The sequence below is a fragment of the Lascolabacillus massiliensis genome, from assembly GCF_001282625.1.
GTDB lineage: Bacteria > Bacteroidota > Bacteroidia > Bacteroidales > Dysgonomonadaceae > Proteiniphilum > Proteiniphilum massiliensis.
Genome location: NZ_CTEJ01000002.1, coordinates 741,004 through 766,699, shown reverse-complemented (window position 1 = coordinate 766,699; position 25,696 = coordinate 741,004). Strand labels below are relative to the sequence as shown.

The 25,696-nt window shown below is 40.4% G+C and carries 18 protein-coding genes and 1 tRNA gene; 11 read left to right on the top strand and 8 right to left on the bottom strand.

Features of this window, described 5'->3' with window-relative positions; translation table 11 throughout:
- Positions 1-2: 2 nt before the first annotated feature.
- The 4 genes from BN1354_RS07990 to BN1354_RS07975 all read right to left on the bottom strand — a co-directional run bounded on the left by BN1354_RS07990 (position 3) and on the right by BN1354_RS07975 (position 5,360).
- Entirely contained in the window at positions 3-731 is a 729-nt protein-coding gene (locus BN1354_RS07990) for a YebC/PmpR family DNA-binding transcriptional regulator (RefSeq protein WP_053826792.1), read from the bottom strand.
- A 66-nt stretch (positions 732-797) separates the two neighbouring features.
- Positions 798-3,260, bottom strand: a complete 2,463-nt coding sequence (gene pheT, locus BN1354_RS07985) for a phenylalanine--tRNA ligase subunit beta (RefSeq protein ID WP_053826791.1) — start codon at positions 3,258-3,260, stop codon at positions 798-800.
- A gap of 308 nt (positions 3,261-3,568) precedes the next feature.
- Complete coding sequence (locus tag BN1354_RS07980; RefSeq protein WP_053826790.1) at positions 3,569-4,828, bottom strand: phosphoglycerate kinase; 1,260 nt, start codon at positions 4,826-4,828, stop codon at positions 3,569-3,571.
- A gap of 112 nt (positions 4,829-4,940) precedes the next feature.
- The gene (locus BN1354_RS07975; RefSeq protein ID WP_053826789.1) at positions 4,941-5,360 is read right to left on the bottom strand and encodes an OsmC family protein; all 420 of its coding nucleotides are present in this window, start codon (positions 5,358-5,360) and stop codon (positions 4,941-4,943) included.
- Between the two features lie 167 nt (positions 5,361-5,527).
- Between BN1354_RS07975 and BN1354_RS07970 the strand changes: the two genes are divergently transcribed.
- Both BN1354_RS07970 and BN1354_RS07965 read left to right on the top strand, forming a co-directional pair.
- A complete protein-coding gene (locus BN1354_RS07970) occupies positions 5,528-6,586 on the top strand; it encodes an asparaginase (RefSeq protein ID WP_053826788.1) in 1,059 nt (352 codons plus the stop codon).
- A 94-nt stretch (positions 6,587-6,680) separates the two neighbouring features.
- A complete protein-coding gene (locus BN1354_RS07965; RefSeq protein ID WP_053826787.1) occupies positions 6,681-8,477 on the top strand; it encodes a glycoside hydrolase family 15 protein in 1,797 nt (598 codons plus the stop codon).
- A gap of 76 nt (positions 8,478-8,553) precedes the next feature.
- Here BN1354_RS07965 and BN1354_RS07960 read toward each other — a convergent pair whose 3' ends face one another.
- Positions 8,554-9,639 carry a mechanosensitive ion channel family protein gene (locus tag BN1354_RS07960; RefSeq protein ID WP_053826786.1) on the bottom strand — a complete coding sequence of 362 codons (1,086 nt, stop codon included), beginning with the start codon at positions 9,637-9,639 and terminating at the stop codon, positions 8,554-8,556.
- A gap of 1 nt (position 9,640) precedes the next feature.
- Entirely contained in the window at positions 9,641-11,809 is a 2,169-nt protein-coding gene (locus BN1354_RS07955) for a bifunctional alpha,alpha-trehalose-phosphate synthase (UDP-forming)/trehalose-phosphatase (protein ID WP_053826785.1), read from the bottom strand.
- A 231-nt stretch (positions 11,810-12,040) separates the two neighbouring features.
- On the opposite strand from BN1354_RS07955, the gene nifJ reads away from it, so the two are divergent.
- The 9 genes from nifJ (at position 12,041) to BN1354_RS07910 (ending at position 23,142) form a co-directional block, all read left to right on the top strand.
- Positions 12,041-15,625, top strand: coding sequence for a pyruvate:ferredoxin (flavodoxin) oxidoreductase (gene nifJ, locus BN1354_RS07950; protein ID WP_053826784.1), 3,585 nt, complete (start codon positions 12,041-12,043; stop codon positions 15,623-15,625).
- A gap of 134 nt (positions 15,626-15,759) precedes the next feature.
- Positions 15,760-16,188 carry a type II 3-dehydroquinate dehydratase gene (aroQ, locus tag BN1354_RS07945; RefSeq protein WP_053826783.1) on the top strand — a complete coding sequence of 143 codons (429 nt, stop codon included), beginning with the start codon at positions 15,760-15,762 and terminating at the stop codon, positions 16,186-16,188.
- A 58-nt stretch (positions 16,189-16,246) separates the two neighbouring features.
- Entirely contained in the window at positions 16,247-17,719 is a 1,473-nt protein-coding gene (gene pyk / locus BN1354_RS07940; RefSeq protein WP_053826782.1) for a pyruvate kinase, read from the top strand.
- Between the two features lie 147 nt (positions 17,720-17,866).
- Positions 17,867-18,499, top strand: coding sequence for an O-methyltransferase (locus BN1354_RS07935; protein ID WP_053826781.1), 633 nt, complete (start codon positions 17,867-17,869; stop codon positions 18,497-18,499).
- Between the two features lie 5 nt (positions 18,500-18,504).
- Positions 18,505-18,843 (top strand): 30S ribosome-binding factor RbfA, encoded by a 339-nt coding sequence (gene rbfA, locus BN1354_RS07930; protein WP_045088966.1) that lies wholly within the window; start codon positions 18,505-18,507, stop codon positions 18,841-18,843.
- Between the two features lie 10 nt (positions 18,844-18,853).
- Positions 18,854-20,104 carry an FtsX-like permease family protein gene (locus BN1354_RS07925; RefSeq protein WP_045088967.1) on the top strand — a complete coding sequence of 417 codons (1,251 nt, stop codon included), beginning with the start codon at positions 18,854-18,856 and terminating at the stop codon, positions 20,102-20,104.
- A 173-nt stretch (positions 20,105-20,277) separates the two neighbouring features.
- Positions 20,278-21,597, top strand: coding sequence for a UDP-glucose dehydrogenase family protein (locus BN1354_RS07920; RefSeq protein WP_045088968.1), 1,320 nt, complete (start codon positions 20,278-20,280; stop codon positions 21,595-21,597).
- Positions 21,598-21,659: 62 nt separating this feature from the next.
- Entirely contained in the window at positions 21,660-23,030 is a 1,371-nt protein-coding gene (locus BN1354_RS07915) for a Gfo/Idh/MocA family protein (protein ID WP_053826780.1), read from the top strand.
- 37 nt (positions 23,031-23,067) lie between these two features.
- Positions 23,068-23,142 (top strand) — tRNA-Val (locus BN1354_RS07910).
- 1 nt (position 23,143) lies between these two features.
- Here BN1354_RS07910 and BN1354_RS07905 read toward each other — a convergent pair.
- A complete protein-coding gene (locus tag BN1354_RS07905; protein ID WP_053826779.1) occupies positions 23,144-25,234 on the bottom strand; it encodes an acylase in 2,091 nt (696 codons plus the stop codon).
- 48 nt (positions 25,235-25,282) lie between these two features.
- Complete coding sequence (locus tag BN1354_RS07900) at positions 25,283-25,543, bottom strand: DUF2024 family protein (RefSeq protein WP_053826778.1); 261 nt, start codon at positions 25,541-25,543, stop codon at positions 25,283-25,285.
- Positions 25,544-25,696: the final 153 nt, after the last annotated feature.

The following is a 25,696-nucleotide window of genomic DNA, read 5'->3' as shown; positions in this document are numbered from 1 at the left end:
TTCTAATCCTCATCTTCCACTTCAGACATGTTGTGGAATACATTCTGAACATCATCGTCCTCTTCGAACTTCTCGAGTAGTTTCTCGATCTGCTCGCGCTGACTTGGTTCAAGATCTTTTGTGTCTTTGGGGATACGTTCAAATTCGGCTGAAAAGATTTCGAAGCCGTTATCTTCCAGATATTTCTGAATATCAGAGTATGATTTGAAGTCGCCATAAAGTAGTATATCTTCCTCTTCGTTAACAACTTCATCAACTCCGAAATCGATAAGTTCTAGTTCCAGATCTTCCAGATCAACTCCCTCTTTTGGAGCGATCTTGAATACACATTTATGGTCGAACATGAACTCAAGACTGCCTGTAGTTCCGAGAGAACCTCCATGCTTGTTGAAATAGCTGCGAACGTTTGCAACTGTGCGGGTGGGGTTGTCAGTGGCTGTTTCCACAACAATTGCTATACCATAAGGACCATATCCTTCATAAACCATCTCCTTGTAGTTGGAGAAATCTTTGTCGGTTGCTTTCTTTATAGCGCGTTCAACATTCTCCTTAGGCATGTTCTCTTTCTTAGCCTGCTGAATTAGTACCCTTAGGCGGGGATTTGAATCGGGCTCGGGACCACCTTCTGTAACTGCAATAGTTATTTCTCTTCCCAACTTGGTGAAAACGCGGGCCATATTGCCCCATCTCTTCATCTTTCTTGCTTTGCGGTATTCAAATGCTCTTCCCATAATATTATCTTGATTGCGCTTCTTTTTTATCTATATATCGATTATTTTCAAAATTATAATCCCTGATTATCTTAACTGTGCTCCCAGCTCATTTTGAAGGTTCTGCTGTATCTTGCTCATAACCTTGTCAATCTGCTTGTCGGTCAGCGTTTTCTCTTCATCCTGAATGATAAAGTTTACTGCATAGGATTTCTTGCCTTCTGGCAGATTCTTACCTTCATAAACATCAAACAGAACAACATTCTTCAGTAATTTTCTTTCTGATTTCAGTGCAACCTGCTCTATCTGTGCGAAAGTGACACTCTTATCTATGAGAAGGGCTAAGTCGCGACTAACCTCGGGGAATCTGGAGATTTCGAAAAACTGTACCTTATGTTTTTCAGAATCCTTCATCAGCAGATCCCAGTTCAACTCAGCAAAGAATACTTCTGATTCTATATCGAATGACTTCCTGATTGCTTTTGATACAACCCCAAAATAACCCAATTTTCTGTTATTTGTGCCAATTGACATTGCTGTGGAGAAGAGATCGTTCTGCAGAGGTTCATATATAATGCGGTCTTTACCAATCCCGATTCTGATCATTATGTTCTCAATATGAGCTTTCAGTTCGAATACAGAGCTTTGCTCCTCAGGTGCAGCCCAGTTTTTATGTGTACGCTTGCCTGTTATCCATAAACCTGCATAGGTTGATTCAGAGTACTCTGCAAGTATATCATTATCCTTTTTCTTGTCTGCATCATAGAAGTAGCAATTACCAAACTCATAGAAACAGAGATCGCTATGTTTACGGTTACGGTTGTATACAATACTTTCAAGTCCGCCAAACAGAAGTGTCTGCCGCATAACGCTAAGGTCATTGCTTAACGGGTTCACCAATGTTACACAGTTTTTCAGAGGATATGTCTCCTGTATCTCATAATAACTCTTCTTAGTGAGCGAGTTATTCATTATCTCATCAAAACCGTTTGCTGTAAGCTGTTCAGATATAAGTGTCTGCAGGTTTTGTTTCCTGTCAGTAGCTGTTTTGTATGAAAGATTTGCCTTCAATGAATGGCTCACTTCTACATTATTATATCCATATATGCGAAGAATATCCTCAATCACATCAACATCACGTGTAACATCAACCCTGTATGTGGGGATACGAAGAGTAAGTTCAGATTCAGATTCAGCCTCAATTTCAATATCCAGACTCTTCAGAATGCTCTTTATATCGTCTTTTGGTATCTCCTTACCAATAAGCTTGTTTGTCTTATCATACGACAGAACAACTTTAGGCCGCTCTATTTCAACAGGATAGATGTCTCTTATCTCGCCTGCTATCTCTCCACCTGCAATTTCTTTAACCAGCAAGGCAGCTCTTTTAAGAGCATAAACTGTGTTATTTGGATCTGCACCACGTTCAAAACGGAATGATGAATCGGTGTTCAAGCCATGTCTGCGGGCTGTTTTTCTTACCCAGGTGGGATGGAAATATGCCGACTCCAGAAATATATCTTTTGTGTTTTCAGTTACACCGGAATTTTTACCGCCGAATACACCTGCTATACACATTCCCTCTTCACTGTTGCATATCATCAGGTCCTTATCTCTCAATTCACGCTCCTGATCATCAAGGGTTGTAAATTTGGTCTTTTCAGGAAGTGTGCGGATAACCACCTCATCACCTTTAATATATGCAGCATCAAATGCATGCATTGGGTGACCTGTTTCATACAGAATGAAATTGGTGATATCCACTATATTATTAATGGGACGCAGACCAATCAGCAGAAGTTTGTTCTTTAACCAGTCGGGACTCTCCTTCACGGTCACACCACGTATTGTCAGTCCCGAATATCTGGGGCAGGCCTCCCTGTTTTCAACTATTACCTCAATACCGCCATCTTTTTTGTCAATTGCAAAATCATCAACAGAGGGTTTTGTCAGACTGAACGATTTACCCTGCTGTTTAAGATATGCTGCAAGATCTCGCGCGATACCATAGTGAGAAGCTGCGTCGACACGGTTTGGAGTAATATCCACACTAAATACCCAATCACTCTGAACATTGTAATATTCAGCAGCCGGAGTTCCTACTACAGCATCCTCAGGAAGAACAATAATTCCATCATGATTATTACTCAGACCGATCTCAGCTTCGGAGCAGATCATACCTAATGATTCCTCTCCACGAATTTTAGAGCGTTTAATCTTAAACTCCTCTTCACCGGAATATAGGGTTGTGCCAACAGTAGCAACAACCACCTTCTGCCCTGCAGCAACATTTGGTGCACCGCATACAATATTCAGGGGTTCGTTTCCATCACCAATGTTTACTGTAGTCAGATGCAGATGATCAGAGTTAGGATGATCCTTGCATGTTAAGACTTCACCAATTACCAAACCCTTCAGACCACCTTTAATAGTCTGAACCTCCTCTACACTCTCTGTTTCCAGTCCGATCTGTGTCAGTACCTCAGAAGTTTGCTGTGGAGTTAAATCAAATTTAAGATACTCCTTGAGCCAGTTATAAGAAATATTCATTTTTTTGTGATTGCGAATCAGGTATTACAGTCTTATCCCATAATCCTGTATTTTTTTGAAATTGGTTTCAAAATTACAAAAAAAACCAATACATTAGCTTAAAACTTCAAAGAATCCCAGTGAGTTCACTACTGACTTCTATCATCTCAGCCCAGATAAATAATAGTTATTACTGTATCAGGAACAATACTGAAGCAGTACTCTTGTATTAAATCTGTCTGACAAGAGTGTTGTAAAACAAAACAGGGGCGGTGTCAAACGAATGACCCGCCCCCGTGGATATTTTATGGCTTAATTAGTCAGTGGTATTAATACCCCCTGATTGCTTTAATTCCCGGAAGAACTTTTCCTTCGATCATCTCAAGAAGAGCACCACCTCCTGTTGATACGTATGAAACTTGATCAGCGTGACCGAATTTGTTAACGCAAGCTACTGAGTCGCCACCACCAACAAGTGAGAAAGCACCATTTTTAGTTGCTTCTACAATTGCATTTGATACAGCAAGTGAACCTTTCGCGAAGTTGTCAAATTCGAATACACCTACTGGACCGTTCCAAAGAATAGTCTTTGAGTTTTTGATTACCTCAGTAAACAGTTTTTCAGATTCAGGACCGATATCCAGACCTTCCCAACCATCAGGTATATTTTTTACTGAAGCGAAGTCGGTTTTTGCATCATTGCTGAAGCTGTCGGCAATCTTAGTGTCGGTTGCAAGTACAAGGTTTACACCTTTTTCTTTTGCTAGTTCAACCAGCTCTCTTGCAAGATCAAGCTTATCATCCTCTACTATAGAGTTACCGATCTTACCACCGAAAGCTTTTGCGAATGTGTATGTCATACCACCTGCAAGGATCAGGTTGTCCACCTTATCCAGAAGGTTCTTGATAATTTCAATCTTAGTAGACACTTTAGAACCACCCATAATTGCTGTAAATGGTTTTTCTGTATCTTTCATCACCTTTTCTACTGCAGTGATTTCGTTCTGAAGCAGGTAGCCAAACAGTTTGTGATCACTGTCGAAATGATCAGCAATCAGAGCTGTGGATGCATGAGCGCGGTGTGCAGTACCAAAAGCATCATTCACGTAAACATCTGCATATGTAGCAAGTTTCTTTGTGAATTCTTTCTGTGATTCCTTTAATGCCTTCTTTGCAGCAGCAACTTCTTCTGTTGCATCAGCAGCAAGGCCGCGGGGTTTACCCTCTTCTTCAGCATAGAAACGAAGATTCTCAAGCAGCAACGCTTCACCCGGATGAAGAGCAGCCACCATTGCTTCGGTTGTTTCACCTATGCAATCCTCTGCGAATTTAACATCCACTTCAAGAAGTTCTGATACACGTGATAAAATGTGCTTTAAAGAAAATTTATCGGTAACACCCTTTGGTCTGCCCAGATGTGATCCTATGATAACGCTGCCGCCATCTTTAAGTATTTTCTTCAGAGTGGGTACAGCTGCACGGATACGTGTGTCATCAGTAATGTTGAAGTTATCATCGAGTGGCACATTGAAATCCACACGCACGAATGCCTTCTTATTGGCAAAATTAAATGAGTCCATTGTTTGCATAGTTCCTATGTTTAATATGTTTTTTTAAGAATGATCTGTTGATAAATGATAAACCTGCCGCAAAGATATGAAAATATATGGAAATTTTTCTGTAATAAAGTGTAAAAGTTTATCAGTTATGAATTACTACTTCGTAAGTTACGGGTACTGCACTCTTATAAAGAGCAAGCACACCGCAGTACTTATCAAAGGAAAGCTTACAGGCTCTCTCAAGCTTCTCAACTGGCAGATTATCACCGGTAAACTCATATACCACCTTCATAGAGGTGTACACCTTAGGATGTTCATCAGACATCTCAGCATCGATGCGGATATCAAACCCTTTTAAATCTACTCGCATCTTGCGTACCATTTCTACTACATCCAGACCTGAACAGCCGGTGGCGGCAACAAGCATAAGCTTTTTCGGTCGTGGTCCGTCATTATTACCACCTTGCTCCTCACCAAGATCAATTGTTACTTTGTGCCCATCAAGATCGGTATCAAAAATATTATTCTCTCTCCAGCTGGTTTTAATTGAATGTGTTGCCATAGAATTACTCTCTTTTTAACTTGTTTATTATTACTCTATTCTAAATTAAACAAACATTTGGCATATTGGTTCGTTAATATCATGTAACCTATTACATTATAAAAAAATATTAGCATAATGATATAAATTTATATCATTATGCTAATTTTGCAGTAAAATAAGCTAGTATGATTGATAGGAATGCTAATGTATTGTTAATTTATACCGGAGGGACTATCGGAATGTTGGAGAACAAGGAGACTGGTGCTCTGGAGCCTTTCGATTTTAGTCACCTGCGTTCAAATATTCCCGAGATGAAGAAGCTGAACTTCAACGTGGAAAGTTATCAGTTTAACCCTCCAATCGACTCGTCAGATGTAACTATTTATACCTGGCAGGAGATGTTGAAGGTTATTGAAACACACTATCATTTATACGATGGATTTGTTATTCTGCATGGAACAGATACAATGGCATTCACAGCCTCTGCATTGAGTTTTATGTGTGAAAATCTTACAAAGCCGGTTATTCTGACAGGTTCACAGCTGCCAATTGGTAAACTGCGTTCTGACGCAAAAGAGAATCTGATTACAGCTTTGGAGATTGCAGCCGATAAAAATTCGGAAGGGCGGCCGAAAGTACCTGAGATGTCGGTTTATATGCAAAATCTTCTGATGAGAGGAAACAGAACAACTAAGCTTAATGCGGATAACTTCAGTGCATTTACAAGTCCCAACTGCACCTACCTGGCGGAGTCGGGACTTGACATTAAATATAATACCAACGATATTCTTAAGCCTGATTACAACGCACCTGTAAAATATCATTACAACCTTAGTCCTGATGTTGTTATACTCAAGCTGTTCCCCGGTATAACAGAAGCGGTGGTAAAGGCTCATCTTGAGATACCTGGGTTGAAAGGTGTTGTGCTTGAAACATTCGGAACAGGCAACTCTCCAATATACCCATGGTTTATGAAACTGCTTAGTGATGCCATAGACAGAGGTATAGTTATTGTAAATGTAACACAGTGTATGTATGGCAATGTAGAGATGTATCGTTATGAAAATGGCCGCCAACTCGAAAAACTGGGTGTAATAAGTGGTCACGACATCACCACAGAGGCAGCTGTAACAAAAATGATGTCACTGTTCGGAAACTGCGAAACAACTGATGAGGTGAAACAGCAGATGCAGATCACTTTACGCGGAGAGATGTCACCATATTATAAGTATTTGGTTATCTGATAAATATCAGGAGCTGTTCATTTCTGTTAAACATCAGCACTTGTCATTGTGTTATAAAGGTTGTATTTTAATAGAAAATAAATTTCAAAAATAAATGAATAACCTCGACTACGGAATTATAGGCAACTGCAGGACTGCTGCGTTAATATCTAAAGAGGGGAGCATCGACTGGTTTTGCTTTCCTGACTTCGATTCACCATCTATTTTTGCAAAATTGCTTGATAAGGAAAAAGGGGGCAGTTTTCACTTAGAGGTTGCCGATGATTATAAAATTACCCAAAAATATAATGGTCACACTAATATATTGATGACCAAGTTTGAATCGCCTGAGCATGGTTTTATACTATTCGACTTTATGCCAAGGTACAGAACCAGTGATCTGCGTCACTATATGCCTCCTGAAATACATCGCTATATAAGGGTTTTCAAGGGCAGCCCCACCGTAAGGGTGGTTTATGATCCACGCATAAACTATGCACGTGAAGAGGTGCGTCACGAAATAGTGGGCAACTATATCAAAACACATTCTGTTGAAGACTCTGAAGATAAGGTATATCTATATACCAGTCTGGATATGCAGAAGGTGCTTAAAAGTGAGGAGGTAGTTATTACCGATCATCAGTTCTTCGTACTCTCCTATAATCAGAAATTGGTTACTATCGACCTCAACAGGGTTATGCTGGAGTTTGAGCGCACCAAGGTCTACTGGCTCAACTTTGTGAACAGATCTAGGGATTACGTTCAGTATGATGATATGATAAAGCGGAGTCTCCTGGTATTGAAACTGCTATCATATCAGGAGTCGGGTGCAATGCTGGCAGCAATAACCACCAGTCTCCCCGAAACAATAGGAGAGACCCGCAACTGGGATTATCGCTACTGCTGGCTTAGAGATGCATCCATGTCGATCGACACACTCCTGTTCATGAAGCAGAAGTCGGCCGCCAACCGCTTTATCGGTTTTATTAAACGCATTTTAAAATCCTCAAGGGATGAACCAATACAGATTATGTATGGCATCAGGGGAGAGAAAGATCTTACCGAAGAGATACTTCCACATTTGTCAGGTTACGAAAACTCACATCCGGTAAGAATAGGAAATGCCGCCTATCATCAGGAGCAAAATGACTCCATCGGTTACCTGCTGGATGTGATTTATAAATACTACCTCTATTTCCCCGGAACTCTTGATGAAATTGAGGAGATCTGGGAGATTATTAAGAATCTTGTCCGTGCTGTATTATCATCATGGAAGAAACCAGATAGGAGTATTTGGGAATATCGTACAAAGAAGCAACACTTTGTATTTTCTAAAGTGATGAGCTGGGTTGCGGTTGACAGGGCTTCTCTGATTGCGGAACTCCTTCAGAGGGATTATTACGCAACTGAGTGGCGCAAGGAGGCTGATATAATAAAGAAAGAGGTGCATGAAAAAGGGTGGAATGAGGAGCTGCAGACCTTTACTCAGGCGTATGATAATAGTGATGCCGATTCTTCATTGCTTCTTATGTATTTTTATGATTTCATTGATGCCGGAGATGATCGCTTCGTGAAAACTGTGAAGTATATCAGAGAGAATCTGTTTCACGAAGGTCTGATGTACAGATACAAGGCAGAGGATGACTTTGGGGTTCCTACATCATCATTTACAATATGCACTTTCTGGCTTATTGATGCTCTATATATGATTGGTGAGAAGGAGGAGGCACGTGAGCTGTTTGAGAATATGATATCATACTCCAACCACCTTGGTTTATATAGTGAAGATCTGGACTTCGATACCAAAAGGCAGTTGGGTAATTTTCCTCAGGCATACTCTCACCTGGCGTTTATAAATACAGCTGCCCTCTTTTCTGAAGAGAAGAAGCTCTCAAAATTTATCAGGCCTTAAGCTTAACCTCTCTTAAGTTATGTTAGTCTGGGTTCAGGCAAAGTTTTACAGGTCTTAAAGCATAATTTATCAGGCCTTACATTAAGTATTGAGATGCTCCGCCTTCGGTGGAAGTTGAATTAACTTTTGCGAAAGAGCCTGGATAGTTATCATTGATGAAGTCGATTAACTTCTCACGAATATATACCCTCAGATCCCAGTTCTTGCTTGAGTCGGAGCTGCTTACAAGTACACGCAGCTCTTTATACCACTGCTTACTATCTGTTACCTGTATATTCTGAACCCTGCCATCCCAGTTTGGATTATCCTTTACCAATCTGGCAAGCTCTTTCCTTAAAGGATCTACAGGAAGATCATAGGATACATAAAGCAATGCTGTTCCCAGGATTTCAGATTCGGTTCGTGTCCAGTTTTGAATGGGATTGTTGAGAAAATAATCTATAGGCACAATCAGCCTTCTCTGATCCCATATTTTAACTACTGCATAGGTTATATTTATCTCTTCTATTCGCCCCCATTCACCTTCTATAACCACAACGTCGTCAATCCTGATCGGTTGAGTAAATGCAATCTGTATTCCTGAAAAAACCTGACCAAAGCTACGCTGTGCTGCAAAACCGATAATGATTCCGGCAACACCTGCTGATGCAAGAAGACTTACTCCCAGTTCTCTGATTGATTCTATTGACATCAGGGCAATTGAGACAAATATAAAGGTGATTGAAATTATCACTATTCTCTCTAACATGCTCACCTGCGTGAGTTTTTTTCTGGCTTCAAGATTGTTAGCATTGTTTATATCAAGCTTTTTCTGCCAGTGATGAAACATAGCTCTAACAAACTGTACTATAAGCCAGCCAACTATAAGTATCAGCAGGATATTACTTATTTTCTGTAATAGAGAGAAAATATTTTCGTCTTCTTTTAGGTATGAGCTGAATATGTTTAGCATAACAGCGAAAATAGCCCATGTACCGGGCACCCTGAACAGACGCACAATAAAATCATCTATCTTGCTTTTACTCTTATGTGTACGTATTCGCCATCTCTTAATTATAAAGTTGTAGATGCCTGCAAGAACAATAAAGAGTACAATGAAACTCAGTGAAATTAGCAAATATCTTAAAGACTCATTTGCTGTTATATTATCAATAAAATTCATGTTATTTGATAAGATTTGTGAGGAATGGCACTACGGATGATTGTAGCGGAATACGATATTTAGCCGCAGGTGAGAAGTTGCCAACCTTAATGCTCACTCCATCTGGCGGCAGTACACGAAACATATCCTCATCTGTTGTATCATCACCAATAGCAAGAATAAAATCATAGTTGTCCAGCGACATACGGCGGATCACCTCACTCCCTTTCGTGAAATCGGGGGGTTTTACCTCCACCACTTTGTTGCCCGGTACTATCTGTAGGTTGAGGCGGGCGCAGGGACCGATCAGTGCGTTAACTAACTGCTGTGAACGGAGTTCGGCCAGCCATATATCCACATTACGATAATGCCACACAAGAGAGGCTTCTTTCTGCTCCATATATGAGCGAGGTGTTTTATCGATGGTGTGCTGTATTATGTCGAGTATCTCATCATCCCAAACCACATCAGTATTGAGGTTTCTGTGCCATTTGCCATTCTCCTTATAAAACATACCATGCTCAGCTGCAAAGTCGAGATTTAAACCTTTGAACCATTTATCCAGTATCTGATGATTTCTGCCGCTATTTATGACAACTCTGTTTTTAGGATCTGAATTCATCTTTTTAAGTAAACTTAATACTTCAGCCGAAGGTATTGCATCTTCCGGTTTACTGGTAAAGGGTGATAATGTGCCGTCGTAATCCAGCATTATCAGGCGTGAGTTTGCATCATCGTAAGATTTTTTTATTTGATTAAGCTGTCTTTTACCAACAACCTTTTGAAGAATCTCTTTATTTTGAGTCTTTATGCTAAGCAACTCCTTTACAAAATCATTAGACCATTTTTTTACATCCTGTCTTGAGATCCTCTTCTGCATTTTTTCAAGTCGCTCTTTTTTCTCCTTTGCCGGCATATTCATAGCTTGCAGAATAGCATTCTCTATCTGATCTGTATCGTTGGGATTAATAATTATTGCATCCTGAAGCTCTATTGCCGCACCTGCCATTTCACTCAGAATCAGTACTCCCGGCCTGTTGCATTTGGTGGCCAGATACTCCTTTGCAACCAAATTCATACCATCTCTGAGAGGTGTAACTAAAGCTATCTCTGCAACATCATACATGGCTATCAGCTCATCAAAACTGAAGCTTCTGTAGAAATAGAAGATAGGGTTCCAGCCTAACTTTGAATATTTTCCGTTTATTTCACCTATCTGCTGATCAATCTTTGTTTTCAGCTCCGCATATATATCAACAGTGTCACGAGATGGTACCACAATCATTGCCAGAGACACTTTCTCATGATACTCAGGGTGATTTTCAAGAAACTGAGCAAAGCCGTTAAGTCGATGCAGAATACCCTTACTGTAATCGAGACGGTCAACAGACAATATTATACTCCTTTCGCCAAGTTTCTCTCTGAGAAGATCCGATTTCTCTTTAACCTCAGGGAGTTTGGGAGCCTGGTTATATTGTTCGTAATTGATCCCCATTGGGAAAGCATCTATATGTATTATACGGTTGTCAAGGTTAACCTCATCCAGATTGCAGTTGATGTTAAGTACTCTGTATATTGCACTTATAAAGTGACGCATGTAGTCATGTGTATGAAATCCTATGAGATCTGCTCCCAGCAAACCTTCAAGAATCTCCTCCCTTTCAGGCAACACCCTGAAAAGCTCATATGATGGAAATGGTATGTGATGGAAATATCCAATATTGGCATTGGGTTTTTTATCACGAATCTTTTTGGGGAGTAGCATAAGCTGATAATCCTGTACCCATACTATATCATCATCCTCAATGAACTGCATTGATTCATCGCAAAACAGACTGTTCACCTGCTGATAGGCCTCCCAGTAATCTGCTCTGTATTCAATAAATGAGAAAAAATAGTGGCACAAAGGCCAGATAGTACTGTTGCTGTAACCCTCATAGTAATTCTCAATTTGATCTGCTGATAAAAAGACCGGATGAAAGTTTAAATCATGCAATCTCTCAGTTATCTCTTTTTTCTCTTTCTCATTTTCAGTAAATATTCCGGGCCAGCCAACCCAGTAAATGTCAGATTTTGTTTCTAGTGAACCAAGACCGGTTGCCAATCCTCCCTCACTCCTTATAATGTTGAAACCATCATCGGAACGCTCAATTTTGACCGGAAGCCGATTAGCAATTATAATAATTTTCATAACTTAAAAAATGTTTGACTCCATCAATATAACGTAGAAAGTTGACATTTGATCAATTTTTAATATATATTCACAAATGGATTGAATTGAAATTCTTTAGTTTAGAGTGAACAAAAACATGATATCGTTTGTTGCTTCCGCTTTTTTATAGTAATTTCGTAGTCTAAATCACACATGAATAATAACTAATTAACTGCGCTTGAAATCATTAAGTATATAGATCATATAATTATGGCAAAACAAAAAAAATTCTTAACCTGCGACGGTAATCAGGCCGCAGCGCATATCGCCTATATGTTTAGCGAGGTTGCTGCAATCTACCCGATTACACCCTCGTCTACTATGGCAGAGTATGTAGATGAATGGGCAGCTGCCGGAAGAAAAAACCTTTTCGGACAGCCGGTCTTAGTACAGGAAATGCAATCAGAAGCCGGTGCTGCCGGCGCAATGCACGGATCTCTGCAGGCCGGTGCACTAACATCTACATTTACAGCATCACAAGGGTTACTTCTGATGCTTCCTAATATGTATAAGATGGCCGGGGAACTTCTTCCCGGAGTATTTCATGTTTCAGCTCGCGCACTTGCATCTCATGCATTATCAATATTTGGTGATCAACAGGATGTTATGGCAGCAAGACCTACAGGTTTTGCTCTTTTTGCAACAGGCTCTGTTCAAGAGGTAATGGACCTTGCAGCAGTTGCTCACCTTGCATCCATCGAGAGCCGCGTGCCGTTCCTTCACTATTTCGACGGATTCCGAACCTCACACGAAATCCAGAAGATCGAAGCATTGTCAAATGAAGATCTGGCACCGCTTTTAAATCAGGAAGCACTGAAAGAATTCCGTGAAAGAGCACTAACACCTGATAACCCTGTTACCAGAGGAACAGCTCAGAATGATGATATCTATTTTCAGGCGCGTGAAGCATCTAATCCATTTTATGATAATGTTCCCGATGTTGTTGAGAAGTATCTTGAGAAACTGGCAGAGGTAACCGGACGCAAGTATGGTCTGTTTGACTATTACGGTGATCCTGAAGCAGAAAGAGTTATCATTGCTATGGGGTCTGTAACAGAAACAATCAGAGAGGTTGTTGATCACCTGAGAGCTAAAGGCGAGAAGGTGGGTGTTGTTGCAGTGCACCTATATCGTCCTTTCAAGGCAGAGGCATTCCTGTCGGTTATACCTGATACAGTAAAGCGTATTGCAGTACTCGACCGTACAAAGGAACCGGGAGCACCTGGTCAGCCGATGTATCTGGATGTGAAGAACAGTTTTTATGGAAAAGAAAATGCTCCTGAGATTGTTGGAGGTATTTATGGATTATCATCTAAAGATACCACACCGTCACAAATATTATCGGTTTTCGAAAATCTCTCTCTTAGTATGCCTAAGAACGATTTCACTATCGGTATTGTTGATGATGTTACATTCAAATCGCTTCCTGTAAAGGCTGAGATCTCTATGGATGAAACAACATATGAGGCTAAATTCTACGGACTTGGATCTGATGGTACGGTTGGAGCTAATAAGAACTCCATTAAAATTATAGGTGACAATACAGATAAGTATGTTCAGGCATATTTTGCGTATGACTCCAAGAAATCTGGAGGATTTACCTGTTCTCATCTCCGTTTTGGCGATAACCCGATCAGGTCACCTTATTTAGTGAATACTCCTAATTTTGTAGCATGTCACGTTCCGGCCTATCTGCATCTGTATGATGTGACTGCAGGACTTAAGAAGAATGGTACTTTCCTTCTAAACTCTCTGTGGCCTAAGGAAGAGGTGGCAGATCACCTGCCCGATCATGTGAAGAAATATTTTGCAGTAAACAATATCAAGCTATACATAATAAATGCCACAAAGATTGCAGAAGAGATCGGACTGGGCAACAGAACCAACACAATATTGCAGTCGGCTTTCTTCAAAATCTCAAATGTAATTCCTTACGATCTTGCTGTGGAACAGATGAAGAAATTCATCGTTAAGTCATACGGTAAAAAGGGTGAAACCATTGTTAAGATGAATTATGCTGCTGTTGATCGCGGTGGTGATGTTGAGGAAGTGGAAGTTCTTCAGGAATGGGCAAACCTTGTGGTATCGACAGATACAACAGATGATGCTCCTGAATTCATCAGAAAGGTCGTTCGTCCGGTTAATGCACAAAATGGCTATAGCCTGCCGGTATCAGCCTTCACTGGTCGTGAAGACGGAACATGGGAAACAGGAACCACCAAGTATGAAAAACGTGGTGTAGCTGTTAATGTTCCTGTTTGGCAGCCTGAAAACTGTATACAGTGTAATCAGTGCGCTTATGTATGTCCTCATGCTACTATCCGTCCGTTCATGCTTGATGAGGAAGAGCAGAAAGGTGTAGGCGAAGGAGTGGAACTGCTAAAAGCTCAAGGTAAACAGTTTGCAGGAATGGGATTCCGTATCCAGGTTGATGTTCTTGACTGTCTTGGTTGCGGTAATTGTGCCGATGTTTGTCCCGGAAGAAAAGGAGAAAAAGCTCTTGAGATGGTTTCTATTGAGTCTCAGCTTGAAAATCAGAAGAATTGGGACTGGATGATGGAGAACGTTACAAGTAAAGCTCATCTTGTTGATATCAGTCTCAATGTTAAAAACTCTCAGTTTGCCACTCCTCTGTTTGAGTTCTCCGGAGCTTGTTCAGGATGTGGTGAAACACCATACATCAAGCTAATTACTCAGCTTTATGGAGAAAGAATGATGATTGCAAACGCAACAGGTTGTTCTTCAATCTATGGGGCATCAGCACCTGCAACTCCTTATACTAAAAATGAGGAAGGTAAAGGTCCGGCTTGGGCAAACTCACTTTTTGAAGATAACGCAGAGTTTGGTTATGGCTTTGCAATTGCTCAGGCAAGTATGCGAAACAGAATAGAAAATCTGATGAAGGATGCTATCGCTTCCGATCAGTTTACGGCAGAGCAGAAAGAGCTGTTTAATCTATGGATTGAGAATAAAGATAGTGCTGAACTATCAAAAGAGATATCTGCTAAAGTTGTTGCTTCGCTGACAGGTAGTGATATTCCATTAGCCAAGGAGATACTTTCACTTGAAAAGTATCTTGCTAAGAAATCTATCTGGGTGTTTGGTGGAGATGGATGGGCATATGATATAGGTTTTGGTGGTCTGGACCATGTTCTGGCAAGCGGAAAGGATATAAATATCCTTGTACTTGATACAGAAGTCTACTCTAACACTGGAGGTCAGTCATCCAAATCAACCCCAATTGCAGCTGTGGCTAAGTTTGCAGCAGCAGGTAAGCGCATACGTAAGAAAGATCTTGGTATGATTGCTACCACCTATGGTTATGTTTACGTAGCACAGGTAGCAATGGGTGCTAATCAGGGACAAACTCTGAAAGCTATCCGTGAGGCTGAGTCATATAACGGACCTTCAATTGTAATTGCATACTCACCATGTATCAGTCATGGATTAAGGAAAGGAATGGGACATGCTCAATCGGAACAGAAGGCTGCTGTTGAGAGTGGTTACTGGCACTTGTGGCGCTACGACCCACGTCTTGAGGAGCAGGGACTGAATCCTTTCCAGCTCGACAGTAAAGAGCCTGAGTGGGATAAGTTTGTTGACTTCCTGAAGGGTGAGGTGCGCTATACACAGTTGATGAAAGCATTCCCTGCAGAGGCAGATGAGCTGTTTGAAGCTGCAAGACAGAATGCTCAATGGAGATATAAATCCTATGTACGTATGGCAGAAGCAAACTTCGGCTCATCGGAAACCGAAGGTGAGGGAGTAAAACAGCCTGCTGAACAGATAAACTAAATTTTTAGTAACATATTTTTTTCTAAGGGTATCGCGTAATGTGATACCCTTAGTTGTTTATAACAATATGCGAATATTATAGTATCTTTGTATCCTGTTTCCATATAAAAAAATTATAAAAAGCTTTCTGATTTATGAAAATTCAAATTATAAACGGTCCCAACCTCAATCTGCTCGGAACACGCGAGCCGGGAGTATATGGAAGTATAACATTTACGGAGTTTCTGGAAAATATTAGGATTAGCTTTCCAGATATTGAGATAGATTATTTCCAATCGAATGTAGAGGGTGAAATAATCAATAAAATTCAGGAAACAGGCTTTAACTATGACGGAATTATTCTTAATGCAGGTGGATATACTCACACCTCAGTGGCAATAAGAGACTCAATTAAGGCAGTTAAGACACCAGTTATAGAAGTTCACATATCAAACATTCATGCAAGAGAGGAGTTCAGACATCAATCTATGATTTCTGCTGTTTGCATGGGTGTAATTGCCGGTTTTGGGTTAAACTCATATAAACTGGCAATTAAGGCTTTGCAGTTGGCAAACAATATTTGAACTTAAACGTTAAAATGATCAGTATCGATTACTGATAATCGAATCATTAATATAAAATATGCAGAAACAAACAAAAATAGTTGCAACGATATCCGATCAACGTTGCGAAGTACCGTTTTTAGAACAGTTGTACGAAGCCGGAATGAATGTAGTGAGACTTAATTCCGCACATTTAAACGAAGAGGGTTTCCTCAAAATTATAAACAATGTAAGAGAGGTTTCTGAAGAGATAGCCATTCTAGTAGATACAAAAGGACCGGAAATCAGAACAACGGTTGCAAATAATCCAATTGAACTTAAAACCGGGGAACTTGTGAAAATTGTGGGCGACCCGAAAGGGGTTTCTTCCAATGAAACTATCTATATTTCATACTCCAATATTGCTGAAGAGATGCGTGTTGGCGATGATATCCTTATTGATGATGGAGAAGTGGATCTGAAAGTTATTACAGTTAACAAAGATCATCTTATCTGCAGTGTGATGAATGATGGTGTGATTGGCAGCCGAAAGAGTGTAAATATTCCGGGTGTACGTATCAATCTGCCAGCAATCACAGAAAGAGATAAAAAATTCATTGCATTGTCTGCAAAGCACAATGTTGATTTTATAGCACACTCATTTGTAAGAAATGCTGAAGATATAAAGGTTGTTCAGGAGATACTTGATGAGTTGGGCAGCACAATAAAGATTATTGCAAAGATTGAGAATCAGGAAGGTGTTGATAATGCTGATGAGATTCTTGAATCGGCTTATGGTATAATGATTGCTCGTGGTGACCTTGGTATTGAGGTGGCACAGGAGAAGATTCCGGGCATTCAGCGTGTCCTTATCAAAAAGGCAATTCATCATAAGAAGCCTGTTATCGTTGCAACTCAGATGCTGCACTCGATGATTCATAATCCACGCCCCACACGTGCAGAGATTACCGACATAGCAAATGCTATCTATTACAGAACTGATGCTGTTATGCTAAGTGGTGAGACTGCCTATGGCAAGTATCCTGTTGAAGCTGTAAGGACAATGGCAAGGACAGCCTACGAAGCAGAGCTTACTAAACTGACAGATAATGATATACGTGTTCCGTATGACACCTATAAAGAGGGTGATGTTACTGAATTTCTTGCGAAACAGGCAGTAAAAACATCTAACAAGCTTAGTGTAAAAGCTATTGTAACAGACAGTCACACCGGAAGAACAGCAAGGGTGCTTGCAGCATTCAGAGGTAAGAGCCCTATATACGCCATCACAACAACAAAGAGACTTGCACGCGAACTTGCACTCTCTTATGGTATTATGGCTGAATTCCAGGAGGGTAAAGGAGATGGCAACACAAAAGAGAGTCGCAGGGCATATTTTACAGAGGCAATTCGCCGACTCATCGAAAACAAGATGATTGAACCTGATGACAGAGTTGCATATCTGGGAGGGAGCTTTGGTGAAGTGGGCGGAACAACATATCTGGAAGTTGTGGATGCCTGGAGAATTCTTGAAGCAAAAGAGAAATATAATTTGCCCGACTACACAGCGTAATTTAACCAACTGAATTATTTTAACTCTGATGTAGTAAATTTTAATTCAATTGTTTTAAATACTTGATGTTTTCATAGTAATTTAGTGATTCAAACTAGTTTTGAATCACTAAAAGTATTATTGAAATCATATTCATTTAACCGGTAAATGAGATCGATTGAAGATTATATAATTGAACATATCGATGAGGAGCCTCAGCTGTTAAGTCAGATATATCGTGAGGCTCATGTAAAGCTGCTTCACGGAGAGATGTCATCAGGTCACCTGCAGGGACGATTACTTAAAATGCTGGTACAGATGATTCGTCCTTCAAGAGTGCTTGAAATTGGAACCTACACAGGCTATTCCGCGCTCTGCATTGCTGAGGGGCTTGAAGATGGTGCTTCTCTTGAAACTATCGAGATAGATGATGAGATGGAGGATATAATACGCGAAAATTTTAGTTGCTCCTCCTACAGCGATAAGATCATTCTGATAATTGGTGATGCCAATGAAGTTGTGCTTGATTATGAGGATAGTACCTTCGATTTGGTATTTATGGATGGTAATAAACGTGACTATTGGCAGCTCTACGAGAAGATTCTCCCTAAAGTGAAACAGGGTGGTTTCATACTAGCGGATAATACTCTCTGGCATGGAAAGGTTCTGGAAAAGCCGAAGAGTAATGACTGGCAGACTAAAGGTATTTTGGAATTTAATACTCATTTGAAAAGCGATAATCGTGTCGAAAAGGTTATATTAGCAGTTCGTGACGGTTTAACGCTTATCAGAAAAAAGTAAATATTATGGACTCGAACAGACAACAAAAGATAAATCGGTTGATACAGAAAGAACTGAGCGAATTATTCCTTCTGGAAACCAAGAAGATGCAGGGGGTACTGATCTCGGTGACAAATGTGCGTGTATCGCCCGACCTCAGTGTTGCACATGCATATCTAAGTATTTTCCCATCAGATAAAGGTGAAGAGTTAGTTAAGAATATTAATGAGAACGTTAAATCTGTTCGGTATGACTTGGGTAAAAGATTGAGAAATCAATTAAGGGTAATACCAGAGCTAACTTTTCATGTTGATGATTCACTTGATTATGTTGAGAATATTGACAGATTGTTGAAAAACGACTGAAATCTCTGCTTTGGACATATCACTATTCATAGCACGCCGGTACCTCTTCTCCAAGAAATCGCACAATGCAATAAATGTGATTTCTGCCATATCCGTTTGCGGTATTGCCATTGCAACAATGGCAATGGTGGTGGTACTATCCGTTTTCAATGGCTTCGGAGGTATTGTTGAGGGTATGTTCAGTGCATTTGATCCCGATTTAAAGATAACTGTAAGAGAGGGTAAGGTATTTAACTACAATACACCCCAGTTTGATGAAGCGTTACGGGTTGAAGGGATACAGATGATATCAGAGTCACTCGAAGAGAATGCCCTGTTCAGCTTCAATGGTCAGCAGGTTCCTGTACTCATGAAAGGAGTTTCACAGGAGTTCAGTAATATGACCGATATGGAGAAACTGATGGTCGACGGATCATTCAAACTTCGAGAAGATGTGGTTGATTACACAACATTAGGTACAGGTCTGGCAGTCTCGCTGGGAGCACGTCCCGGTTTCATAAATCCGATTGAGATCTATGCACCAAAAAGAGATGTGAGAGTCAATCTTGCAAATCCAGCGGCAGCTTTCACAACAGGTTATGTGCAGATAGGAGGAGTGTTTAGCCTTAACACACCAAAGTATGATGAGCAGATGGCAATCATGCCAATTTCAAAGGTAAGGGAACTGCTTAACTATAGTAATGAAGTAACTTCACTCGATATAAAACTTCAACCGGGAGCATCAGTAAAAAGAGTGAAAAATCAGATCAGGAATATTCTTGGTGATGAATTTCTTATTGAGGATCGCTTTGAACAGCAACGAGAATCATACAGGATGCTGCAGGTGGAGAAATGGGTAACATTTCTCATTCTGGCATTTATACTGCTCATAGCTGTTTTCAATGTTGTAGGATCACTTTCTATGCTCATTGTAGAGAAGAAAGATGATATTAACAGCCTTAGAAACATGGGAGCTTCCAACACTCTTATTTCACGAATATTTCTTAATGAAGGGTGGTTGATCACTTTCTCAGGGATAGTGGCTGGTATAGTGATAGGACTGGTTCTATGTCTTTTGCAGCAGCATTTCGGGTTAATACGTCTGAGCAATATTCCAGGTGCATATATAATTGATGCTTACCCTGTAATAGTTAAGTTTACGGATATACTGATTGTTATTGCCGTAGTAAGCTTAATCGGGCTGTTAACAGTGCTTTACCCTGTAAACAACCTCAGGAAGAAGTTGACAGGCGAGTTCAATAATATGAGATATAAAGAGTGATTGGTTAATACATAAAGATCTGCTGTTTTTTTAAGATCAATTGAGATACATAATTAATAGAGATACAAGATCTATTTAAAGTTATATGCCAGTCAGCACAGTTGGATAAAAAGATAATATAGCGTATAACTCTTTATAATTTAAATAATTAAGTATAATATAAAACATAAGATATGAGGATAGCAATTGTCGGAACAGGTTATGTAGGTTTAGTTTCTGGTGCCTGTTTTGCAGAGATGGGAGTGGATGTTACTTGTGTTGATATCGACAGCGAGAAGATCGAAGGTCTCAAGAAGGGAATAATACCTATCTATGAGCCCGGATTAAAGAGTATTGTTGTACGAAATTATGATGCGGAGCGACTACACTTCACAACTGATCTGACATCTGTTCTTAATGAAATGGATATAATATTCATTGCAGTAGGCACACCCTCGGATGAAGAGGGAAATGCTGACCTGTCGTATGTTATGACTGTAGCAAACACTATCGCAGATAATATGAACAAACATCTGCTGATAGTAACCAAGAGCACAGTACCGGTTGGTACATCATACCGCATAAGAGAATTAATTCGTAAACGTCTTGATGAAAGAGGACTGAATGATCTTCAGTTTGATGTAGCCTCTAACCCTGAATTCCTGAAAGAGGGAGCTGCAATAAACGACTTTATGAGTCCCGACCGTGTAATTGTAGGCGTTGAGAGTAAAGAGGCTGAAAATCTTATGTCGAGACTGTATCGCCCATTTCTGCTCAACAATTTCAGGGTCATCTTCATGGATATTTTATCGTCCGAGATGACAAAATATGCCTCTAATGCCATGCTTGCGACACGTATTAGCTTTATGAACGATATTGCCAACCTTTGTGAAATTGTTGGAGCTGATGTAAATATGGTACGCAGAGGTATGGGAAGCGATTCCCGCATTGGCAGAAGCTTTCTCTATCCCGGTTGCGGTTATGGCGGCAGCTGTTTTCCAAAAGATATACGTGCAATAATGAAAGTAGGAGAGGATGTGGGATATGAAATGACTGTAATCAAAGCAGTCGAGGAGGTTAACAACCGACAGAAAGGTATACTGTTCCATAAATTCAACCGCTATTATAACGGAGATATTAAAGGTAAAACAGTAGCAGTATGGGGATTATCATTCAAACCCGAAACAGACGATATGCGGGATGCACCCTCACTGACATTAATTGAGAGTCTTTTAAAGGAAGGTGTAAATGTTCGTGCATATGATCCCGCTGCAATGCAGGAAGCACGCAAATATCTGGATGACAGGATATATTACGCTACAGATATTTATGATGCTGCCAATGAGGCTGATGCACTGATAGTACCAACAGAGTGGAAGGAGTTCAGACTACCCAATTGGTCGATTCTAAGTAAAATAATGAATAACCATTTGGTAATTGATGGACGTAATATTTATAATAAAGAAGATATGGCTGCCTATGGTTTCGAATACAGAGGAATAGGGCAGAAATGATCATGATCATATAAATATCATGATAAATTCAAATTTTATATATTAACTTAATACCAGAGATAATGAGCGTAAACAGGAGAGATTTCATTAAAAAGATGGGAGCCGGAGCCGCAGGCTTAGCCGTGGGAGCACCCGCCATCACTGCATCAGAAAAAGCTGCAGTAACAAGAACATCAGCAAAGAGCTACAGTAGAATAATTGGAGCGAACGACAGAATCAGGGTTGCTGTTGTTGGGCTCGGAAGAAGATTAGGTGGATTTATTGAGCCAATCGCAATGAAGAGCGCAAATGTTGAACTTGTTTATCTGTGCGATGTATATGATAAACAGATGGACAATGCGGCAAAAATATTTTCAAAGCATATAAACTATACACCAAAGCTTGAAAAAGATATCCGTAAGGTTGTTGATGATAATAAGGTAGATGCAATCTTCAATGCTACACCCGACCACTGGCATACACCAGGTTCAATTATGGCAATGAAGAACGGCAAACATGTATATGTAGAAAAACCATGTAGTCACAACATGTTCGAAAATGAGCTGCTGGTAGCCGCTTCAAAGAAGTTCAACAAGGTAGTGCAGATGGGAAATCAGCAACGCTCTTCAGACCACACAATTGAGATTATCAATGAGATACATAACGGAATCATTGGTACACCATATAAAGCGGTGGCATTTTACAGCAATACAAGAGGAGAAGTACCACTGCAGAAGAGAGTGCCTGTGCCTGCAGGACTCGACTGGGAGCTATTTCAGGGTCCGGCACCACGTCGTGAATATACTTCGGAGACATGGGATTATAACTGGCACTGGTATGGCTGGGATTATGGAACAGCTGAAACAGGCAATAACGCCACTCACGAACTGGATGTTGCAAGATGGGCATTGCAAGTTAACTTCCCCACACGTGTTGACGTAGAGGCTGCAAAGCGTCACTTCATTAATGATGGATGGGAGATGTATGACACTATGGACGCAACCTTCCGTTTCAAAGATGATAAAATCATCAAATGGGATGGCAAGAGTCGCAACGGCTACCTGACCTACAATAGTGACAGGGGAACAATAATTTATGGCAGCGAAGGTTCTGTTTTTGTAAATCGTGATAAATATTTCCTGTACGACAGAGGCGGAAAAGTTGTAAAAGATAATAAATCATCAGGAAGCGAGGCAGGCAATGTTTTAGGCGGAGGAGGCGATATGACTACAGGTCATGTTATCAACTTCTTCGAAGCAATAAGAGGCAAGGAGAAACTCACTGCACCAATTGATGATGCAAGCATAAGCATGGCCATGGTACACTATTCAAACATAGCCTACAGAATAGGCAAAGGGTTTGATATCGATGAAACCAACGGCAGAATGTTTGATCGCGATGCAATGAATTTATGGAGTCGCGAATATGAGCCAGGTTGGGAACCGGAATTATAGTTATATTCTGCAAATTTATTATTAAATTTGCAGGCCCGAATCGTTAGCTCAGCTGGTTCAGAGCGCTGCCTTGACAGGGCAGAGGTCACTGGTTCGAACCCAGTACGATTCACTCATTTGAATACCTTCATTTCAACAATATTATCCAGAACATCGTTTCTGGTTAGCAGAGCTGTTCGCAATCTATTCTCATACAGCATTTCAAGCTGATCACCCACAAACCTGCTGCCTGGCTGAGATGAGTTGCCATAACTCAGTAAAACTTCAGCTCTTACCTTATCTCCGAACTCAACAACAGCTACAAATGTATCTCCGTGATACACATAATTTCTATAGCTCCCCTTTTTAGGTTGGAAATACATAGTTCTGAAAACACCATAATCACTCTTTCCTCCATTTGCAGGGTACTCAATATTGCCAACACTGAAGCGGTTTACATAACCCCATTCAACATCCATAAAGCCATACTCCTCTTCAATCTCAATAGCCGCTTTTCTTAGTAAGACAACAGCTTTTTCAGGATCACTCAAACCATCAGGAGTTGTAACAGGACTATCGGCGCTCCATGGTACTGCAAACATGCTGTTATCAAGTTTATCAAACCATTGTGCAAAAAGAACGGCGCCTTTACTGTCAGCATCAGTAGTTCCATCCCATCTCTTTAAAATATCGGCAGCCAGTAAAGTTACTGAGTCGGGATACTGCTCCACAGCCGCCAGGAGATCATCCAGAAAGCGATCCTCAATCTCCATTCCAGTATTCAGCTTGTAGTCCACCAGTTCCTCAAAAGTGACCGACTCATCATCCTTAATAAGGTTTATAGCCCTCTGAGCCCTGAAAGATGTAGGATACTCCTCCAGTTGCGGCGACATAGAAGCAGAGTACTCCTTACTATCAAATAAGAGAGGATAGGTTGCAGTCCACGGCACATCATTTGCATTCTGCACAAACCCCGTTTCAGGGTTAAGAAGCTTAGGCAATTCATCATAATCAAGATAACTGTTCCATATCAGATCAGAACGCGTACCATCAACCTTATCTCTCCAGAAGCTCCAGTCACCCTCACTTCTATCAGGCACATTACCATTAAAAAGATACATAATGTTTCCCTCTTTATCAGCATAAATCAGGTTAAACATAGGGATCTGCATCATCTTTACAGCATCTTCAAACTCATTAAAATTATGAGCCTTACCCATCTTGTGATACTGATAAAAATAGGAATCATTCTCCATTCCCGCAATTCTGACAGAAAAAGCTACATCACCCTGCTCACCAAGAACAGGACCATGCTCCGAATACTTCATAACCAGCTCCCTCTCAGCGAAACTGCTATCCTCCTGCAAAATATTTATTGTTACGCTCTTCTCCTCAAAAGGCTTTACCTCACCATCAAGAATATACCCATCACCCTCAAGCTTCAATTCATACCTGTCAGATGCATCAATTGTATTCACAGTATGAGTCCATCCGAGGTTCTCATTAAAAGCGATATTAAGTATAGGCATACCTATTAGAGTAACCCCATACACATTAAAATCAGGAGCATTCAGATGTGCCTCATAGAATCGATAAAAGTCACCCCACGGCAAATGAGGATTAGCCACCAGCATAGCGTTGCCCGATTCAGATTTCAAAGGAGCAATTGCATAAGAATTAGATCCGGGTATAGCTGCACCCTCCATATCTTTCAGCTCGTTATAACCTGTAATCAGATCGCTAACAGCCAGAAACTCAATATTGATAACCCTCTTGCTGTGAGCCAAAACATCAATGGCTGTCAATGGCAGAAAACCCCTGTATATCACATCAATCTCATCAGGATGAGCCGCTGCATAGTCGTTCAGCCCCTTCACAAAAGCATCCAGAAACAGTTTTTCATCACCCTCAAAACCAGCATACTGAGCAGCAGCTTTTCCAGGCAGATCATATAAGTAGACCAGTCTATCCATCTGCAAAGACTTCTCACCACGAATCTCACTGCCTTTACCTCGCGACTCAATATACAACCTCATAATCTCATTAGCATGACTCTGCATCTGAGCCCATCCGAAAGCATAATACATCTCAGCCTCATTCTGAGCATAAATATGCGGCACCCCCCAGTTATCCCAAACAATCTCAGTACGATTAAAAGACCCCCGCTCATTGCACGACATAAATAACAGTGCAACGAGAACAGATAAAACAGTTGATGTTCTCATAGTTGTAAGTTCTATAATATTTAGGAAGCTCTATGATAAATTGTAATCTCAGCAATTCTCCATTTCAACAATATAATAGCCCTTGGTCTTTATCTCCTCCTCATGTTCAGGTTTCAGGGATTCGATATGGCAAAACGTGCACTCTTCAGAGGTAAGCGGCTGACCCTCCTCACCTTTGCTCTTCAAATACTCCCTGCCGTAATTATATATAGTTTCTGCATCTTTAACCTCCTCAGGAGCTATAATATCAAAATGCATAATCATGCCATCCTTTTTAGTTACATAGGTGTCCCAGACTGCTACTTGCATAATAAATTGAATTAAAAAACGTGTTTAGTTCTCATTGATGACTATATAACAATCGCAGTTTGAATTAGTTTATCGCCAATAAACGTCAGAGAACCTTTTAAATATAATAGTCATTGATTATGATTATAACGATAACTGAATCTACTAAAAAAA

Excerpts from the sequence above, each read along its gene's own strand:
- BN1354_RS07990 (WP_053826792.1), bottom strand. The coding sequence starts at position 731 with ATGGGAAGAGCATTTGAATACCGCAAAGCAAGAAAGATGAAGAGATGG.
- pheT (WP_053826791.1), bottom strand. The coding sequence starts at position 3,260 with ATGAATATTTCTTATAACTGGCTCAAGGAGTATCTTAAATTTGATTTA.
- BN1354_RS07980 (WP_053826790.1), bottom strand. The coding sequence starts at position 4,828 with ATGCAAACAATGGACTCATTTAATTTTGCCAATAAGAAGGCATTCGTG.
- BN1354_RS07975 (WP_053826789.1), bottom strand. The coding sequence starts at position 5,360 with ATGGCAACACATTCAATTAAAACCAGCTGGAGAGAGAATAATATTTTT.
- BN1354_RS07970 (WP_053826788.1), top strand. The coding sequence starts at position 5,528 with ATGATTGATAGGAATGCTAATGTATTGTTAATTTATACCGGAGGGACT.
- BN1354_RS07965 (WP_053826787.1), top strand. The coding sequence starts at position 6,681 with ATGAATAACCTCGACTACGGAATTATAGGCAACTGCAGGACTGCTGCG.
- BN1354_RS07960 (WP_053826786.1), bottom strand. The coding sequence starts at position 9,639 with ATGAATTTTATTGATAATATAACAGCAAATGAGTCTTTAAGATATTTG.
- BN1354_RS07955 (WP_053826785.1), bottom strand. The coding sequence starts at position 11,809 with ATGAAAATTATTATAATTGCTAATCGGCTTCCGGTCAAAATTGAGCGT.
- nifJ (WP_053826784.1), top strand. The coding sequence starts at position 12,041 with ATGGCAAAACAAAAAAAATTCTTAACCTGCGACGGTAATCAGGCCGCA.
- aroQ (WP_053826783.1), top strand. The coding sequence starts at position 15,760 with ATGAAAATTCAAATTATAAACGGTCCCAACCTCAATCTGCTCGGAACA.
- pyk (WP_053826782.1), top strand. The coding sequence starts at position 16,247 with ATGCAGAAACAAACAAAAATAGTTGCAACGATATCCGATCAACGTTGC.
- BN1354_RS07935 (WP_053826781.1), top strand. The coding sequence starts at position 17,867 with ATGAGATCGATTGAAGATTATATAATTGAACATATCGATGAGGAGCCT.
- rbfA (WP_045088966.1), top strand. The coding sequence starts at position 18,505 with ATGGACTCGAACAGACAACAAAAGATAAATCGGTTGATACAGAAAGAA.
- BN1354_RS07920 (WP_045088968.1), top strand. The coding sequence starts at position 20,278 with ATGAGGATAGCAATTGTCGGAACAGGTTATGTAGGTTTAGTTTCTGGT.
- BN1354_RS07915 (WP_053826780.1), top strand. The coding sequence starts at position 21,660 with ATGAGCGTAAACAGGAGAGATTTCATTAAAAAGATGGGAGCCGGAGCC.
- BN1354_RS07905 (WP_053826779.1), bottom strand. The coding sequence starts at position 25,234 with ATGAGAACATCAACTGTTTTATCTGTTCTCGTTGCACTGTTATTTATG.
- BN1354_RS07900 (WP_053826778.1), bottom strand. The coding sequence starts at position 25,543 with ATGCAAGTAGCAGTCTGGGACACCTATGTAACTAAAAAGGATGGCATG.